The sequence below is a fragment of the Nocardia amamiensis genome, assembly GCF_015477605.1.
GTDB classification, from domain to species: Bacteria; Actinomycetota; Actinomycetes; order Mycobacteriales; family Mycobacteriaceae; genus Nocardia; species Nocardia amamiensis_A.
Genome location: NZ_JADLQX010000359.1, coordinates 1 through 255, shown reverse-complemented (window position 1 = coordinate 255; position 255 = coordinate 1). Strand labels below are relative to the sequence as shown.

General features: G+C 72.2%; 1 protein-coding gene. It reads right to left on the bottom strand.

The genetic code is table 11. The annotated features are described in order from the left end of the window. A partial coding sequence (locus IU459_RS38150) for a condensation domain-containing protein (protein ID WP_195134382.1) occupies positions 1-255 on the bottom strand: 255 nt, incomplete at both ends.

The window sequence follows — 255 nt, the reverse complement described above, 5'->3', positions numbered from 1 at the left end:
CTCCGTGCCCCTGGCCTGCGGCGCGAGCTGCGTGGGCTCGGTGACGCCGTCCAGCGCCGTCGCCCAGGCGCGCAGCGAAGCGTCCCGGTCGCGCCCGGCCAGCCAGCCGAGGAAGTTGCGGTAGGAGACCACCCGCGGCAGCGCGGTCTGGTCGCCGCGCACCGCGTACAGCACCAGCATGTCCCGCATGAGCAGCGGCATCGACCAGCCGTCCAGCAGGATGTGGTGGGTGGTGATGACCAAATGCCACTGCTC